3 protein-coding genes are annotated in these 4,784 nt (G+C 57.8%); all 3 read left to right on the forward strand.

The window, feature by feature from the left end; translation table 11 throughout:
- The first annotated feature begins 83 nt into the window (after positions 1 to 83).
- Positions 84 to 3,311: a hypothetical protein gene (locus tag Q7L05_RS16900; protein WP_303909410.1), complete on the forward strand. Its 3,228-nt coding sequence runs from the start codon at positions 84 to 86 to the stop codon at positions 3,309 to 3,311.
- Complete coding sequence (locus Q7L05_RS16905) at positions 3,311 to 4,375, forward strand: hypothetical protein (RefSeq protein WP_303909412.1); 1,065 nt, start codon at positions 3,311 to 3,313, stop codon at positions 4,373 to 4,375. The genes Q7L05_RS16900 and Q7L05_RS16905 overlap by 1 nt, the downstream gene beginning before the upstream one ends.
- 93 nt (positions 4,376 to 4,468) lie before the next feature.
- Positions 4,469 to 4,784: hypothetical protein (locus Q7L05_RS16910; RefSeq protein WP_303909414.1), on the forward strand; the 316-nt coding region annotated here is incomplete at its 3' end.

Genomic DNA, 4,784 nt, shown 5'->3' on the forward strand with positions numbered 1-4,784 from the left:
GCGCCAGCGGCTATGTCGGCGAGGTCACCACCACCCTGAAGTCCGCCGACGACGGCAGTGCCGGCGGGCAAATCGCCTTCGCCATGAGCGAACTGGTGATGGCCCCGCCCAACCTGAGAATCTGGGCCGAGCGCAAAAGCACTATCGACCAGGGCCCCACCCAAGGCGAGAGCCGTATCGGCTTCGAGGGCGCGGGCCTGGCCGACGACACCAACATCAACATCTACACCGAATGGTACGGCGAAAACGGACGGCCCCTGCCCGAAGCCCTCGGCGACTACGGCTACACCGCCCGCCTGGCCAAGGTGGTCGACGAAAACTACAACCTGGAGGCGGTCACCGGCAGCGGCGCCAACCAGCTCTCGCAATTCGCCATCAAGCCCGGCCGCCAGCTCCAGGTCATCCGCCTGCCCGAGGAGAACATCGGCAACCAGCACCTGTACCTGCAGGTCTCCGGCGAGCCGAAAGACCGTAACCCCGACTTCGGAAGCACCGGCGTCAACGAAGGCATCCTGACCTACCGCCCCGACCAATTCGTGCCGTTCAAGGTGCCGGTCTATGACGAAGAGGCCTCCGGCCTCAAACTCCAGGCCTACCGTCAAACCAACGAAGCCGACCCCAACCTCGACCTCGAACAACCCGAGCCCGCCTACCAGTGGGCCTACCGGCCGGAGTTTCAGTTCAGCATTTATGACTTGGAGGTCCAGGCAATACGGCGGGAGAACGCGCTGAATGAGAGCGAAGATATTCTGGAACTAGATGCCCCGTTTATCGCCAGCGACGATGCGCTACTGGAATTTCATTACGACTTATACGCGCCTGGAAACGGCGATGAACGGCTGGATGCGCTCCAGGCTTACGCATACGACAACGACCAGGAATTGATTTTCACCTTGGGCGAGCAGGAGCTGAGGGCGAGCTATGGCCCGGATGGGAAGCTACGGTTTGACAATCTCGAGCACCTCAGTCAACTGGCTGAAGGTGATGCGCTTACGCTGCGTCTTTATGCCAACAACGACACGGCAAACACTTTATGGGAGTATGCCTTCTTATCGCTCGCGGTATCGGTGGACCTAAACCGTGACGGTAAGTTGACCTTCGATGTTGAGCAAGAGGGCCCCGAGGACATCGCGGGCGGTGCACCGCCTACGGACCGAACTACGCCATCGCAGCCATACCGCTTTTGGGTGAACAACGACCTTGACGTGGTGAGTTACAAAGGGGAGATCCAGTGGGATTTGACCCACTGCACATCCCAACAAAACCCACTGCCTGCCGCAGGCGAAGAATTTGAGCAGGAGTGCGAGCAGTGGGATGAAAATCCCGGTGCGGCCGGACAGACAAACACCCAAGGCGACTACGGCCGGCGGCTTAAGCATATCGAAAGCTACCGCGACTTGGAGGATTTCCTGCCAATGGCTGTAAGGCTGGGTAGCCGGAAAGTTGAAGACGTACGCTTGGTGCTGACAGCGAATAACATCAACGTGAATTTGTTTCCAGGGACGTGGAACAAGCAGAAAAAGGCCCACGCCTATATCTTCGATGCGCAAGAGACGATAAGGCAGGTGCGCGCCGCTAACCAGCCTGGCGCGCACGTGGTGACGCTCCGTAGCGGAGACGAAGCTAGGCTTTATCCCGAGCAGTTAAACGAGTTACTGGATACTGATGGAGATATTCGGCTCATTTTAGAGGCCATCGCTCCCAACGAAGCCATCTGTGCTGAGGAGTCGCAGAGCTGCTATCTCTCGATCGCGCTCGTTAAGATCGGTGAGGATGAATCTTTGGCGGAACGCAAGGTGTATTTTGATTTCCGTAATATCGAGGACTTTTACGAAACCTGGACTGCAGGAACGGCAGAGCCGGCTGGCTTTACCCATAACGCCGATAACTGTTTCGAATACTCGGTACCGGGATTTCCGGAGCCGCCAAACCACCTTCCGGCCCCCCACGACATCGAAAGGGAGGATGACGGAAAGCCCCCCCTCTGGGTTTACGATGGCGTTCGCGATGCCACGCCGAAAAGGGACAAGGCGATTCTGGTTCATGGCTGGCGTATGCGCGATATCGAAAAGCAAAACTTCGCGGAGACCGCGTTCAAACGTCTCTACTGGTTGGGATATCAAGGGCGGTTTGCGGCCGTGACCTGGCCGACCGGCTGGTTCTATAAACCGGCCCATTGCTACGGCATCGGACCCGCACAACTGGCCGCCCAGCACGCCCAAAACTACGACCAAAGCGAAGTGGTGGCGCGCCTGACCGGCGCGAAGCTAAAAACATGGCTTAAGGGTCAACGCAGCGATGCCGAACGGCTGCACCTCATCGCCCACAGCATGGGCAACGTGGTCGTCAGCGAGGCCCTGCGCCATGCCGAGGAGTTGCTGGTCGACAGCTACGCGGCTAGCCAAGCCGCCGAAGTGGGAGGCAGCTACGACTCGGCACTTGTTGACATGGCGCATCTGATTCCGGGGTCCGATATAATCCCGGGGGCCGATGCCGAACCCCTCTCTCCCGAAGAAGCTTGGCGAAAATACAACAACGAGGTCGGCTTAAACTATGATATGCCGCCTGACGTATACCGGTTCAACAATATCATCACCGACGATAACGGCACCGCCGTGATGCGCCACGGTGAGACCACCACCGCGCAGCTCACTGCCGATTTCGGCACGGGAAACAACAACTATTATCGGGAGATCGGCACCAAGTCAGGGCGTATCGTCAACTTCTTCAATACGGGTGATGCGGCGCTCACAGCCTGGGAGTTCAACCAGCTCACCAAGCCCGATTACAGCAAGGGCCCCGAGTGGGAGTACAGCAACGAGCAGATTTGCGCAGCCAGCTCTTACGATGAAATCACCGGTGAGCCGACCGGCTGGAGCTACCCGGACGGCGCCCCGTGTGCGGGGCCGAGCGTGGAGACGGTTAGCTCCCGCTTTTACCGGGACGTGGAGCAACTCGACTGGGACCCACAGCGTCCAGTCGACGGCTCGGAAGCGCAAACCCACTACGTCCGTATTCTGGGGCATATCATCCCGGCGCGGACGAACGCACTGGGGCAGGTGGATACGAACCTCCAAAATAGGGAAAATGGCGTGCCGTTTTCAGATATAAGCGGTGGCTCCGCATCTAATCGCTCGTTTACTACCTCAAACCAAGGCCACAGCGCCCAGTTTCATGGCTATCTGAGTGAGCCTGGACGGGGCCGGGGGAATTATTGGTTGCAGGTGATGGAAGAGAGTTTCCGGCTAAATCCGCAAGCTAAAGGCGTATATTCCGGCTTGTACACGGATAAACTTAAAGTGGCGCAATAATGAACAGAAAGGGTCTATGGGGGTTATTGGTCGGTCTGGTTATCGCACTAACCGTGATTATGTGGGCGAGTTTGCAGGAAGACACCCATACGCCCTCACAAGTGGGAAATGTCTCTCCACCCGACGGCGAAGCCAAGCTCAAGAAAATTGAGACCAAAGTAGCGGCCGTCGAGGCAGCCCAGAACAAGAAGGACGAGTCGGTCTTGAAAGTGGCGCAGCGGGAGCTTGTTGAAGCGATCGGCGGGCGCGCCGGCAAGATGCTGCAAATGGCCACGGACCGCAATCTCCCGATTACGATGTACGGCAAAGTGGTGGATCAGTACGGGAAGCCGGTTGTCGGCGCCCGGGTCAACTTGGATATTGCTGGCGGTGGTACTTTTGCGCCAGGAACGGGGCTGACCTCTTATGTCACGGACAGCGAGGGAAAATTCAAGGTAGAAGCGAGTGGACAGGACGTGGGAATACTGAGCATCAAACATCCTAAACTCGCGACCATCGTGTTTGAGACCGGAGATGTTTCGTTGGATCTTGATGCCGTGGGTAAATATGGGAAAAAAAGCAGCTGGCGCACTTACAATACGCCGGACAACCCGTACATTATCAAGGCATGGCGGGTGGAGAGGTTTGAGGATGTCGAATATGGTAGTGGTTATCTCGAACCTGTCCCGAACGGAAAAAGTTTCGAAGCCGGGGGAATCGTCGCTACCTGCCAACGAGAGCCGAAGGTCCCAGGGAAGCATTGGAGAGAACAAGAGGGGAGTTGGTCCATCACATTAAAGGCGGTTGATGGAGGCATTCAGAGGACAGACGACCTCTACCTCAATGAAGCCCCGGGAAGTGGATACCAGCCCCAAATTACCGTATCCGCGATGAGAGGCGGACCGGATTACAAAGTGCAGCTCCCAGCACAACGGTTTTACTATACAGCCATTGATGGTCAATGGTATGGAAGCTTTACTGCTTCTTTTGACCCTTATATGGAAGACGATGTTTGTCTGGTCGACATTGAATTCAAATACAACCCCAACGGATCACGCAACCTTGCCCTTAAACCGAGGTACTGATCGGGAAGCATGTGAAAGCCGCCGAAACCACTATCAAATACGAACCATCCTGTGCCGCTGGCATAGTGACGGGGAGCGCAAGCAAGCTGGCGAGTGCCAGGCGAGGCCACCCGCTTTGACGGCAGCCGCGCTACCCTCGAGCGTGAGGCCAGTACCACGTACGACTTCGATGGCGACGGGCAGTTCGACACCACCGTGCTCGGGCGGCTCACCGAGGATGCCGAGGGCAATGACCTCTTCCAACGGGCCGCCGAGGACGAAACGCCGGACGTGCAGGGCGTGTGGCTCTCCAGCCGCGGCAGCGGCCCCACCTTCGACGCCGAAGGGCAAACCGAAGAGCTGCCGGACCTCACCCGCCTGCCCGACTGGAGCGCCGACTTCGACGACCGGGCGCTTTTGAGCGAACTGA

The sequence above is a fragment of the Thiohalomonas denitrificans genome, from assembly GCF_016841685.1.
GTDB classification, from domain to species: domain Bacteria; phylum Pseudomonadota; class Gammaproteobacteria; order Thiohalomonadales; family Thiohalomonadaceae; genus Thiohalomonas; species Thiohalomonas denitrificans_A.

Bases quoted from the DNA above. Each gene is read 5' to 3' on its own strand.
- Q7L05_RS16900 (WP_303909410.1), top strand. From the start codon at position 84: ATGAGCGAACTGGTGATGGCCCCGCCCAACCTGAGAATCTGGGCCGAG.
- Q7L05_RS16905 (WP_303909412.1), top strand. From the start codon at position 3,311: ATGAACAGAAAGGGTCTATGGGGGTTATTGGTCGGTCTGGTTATCGCA.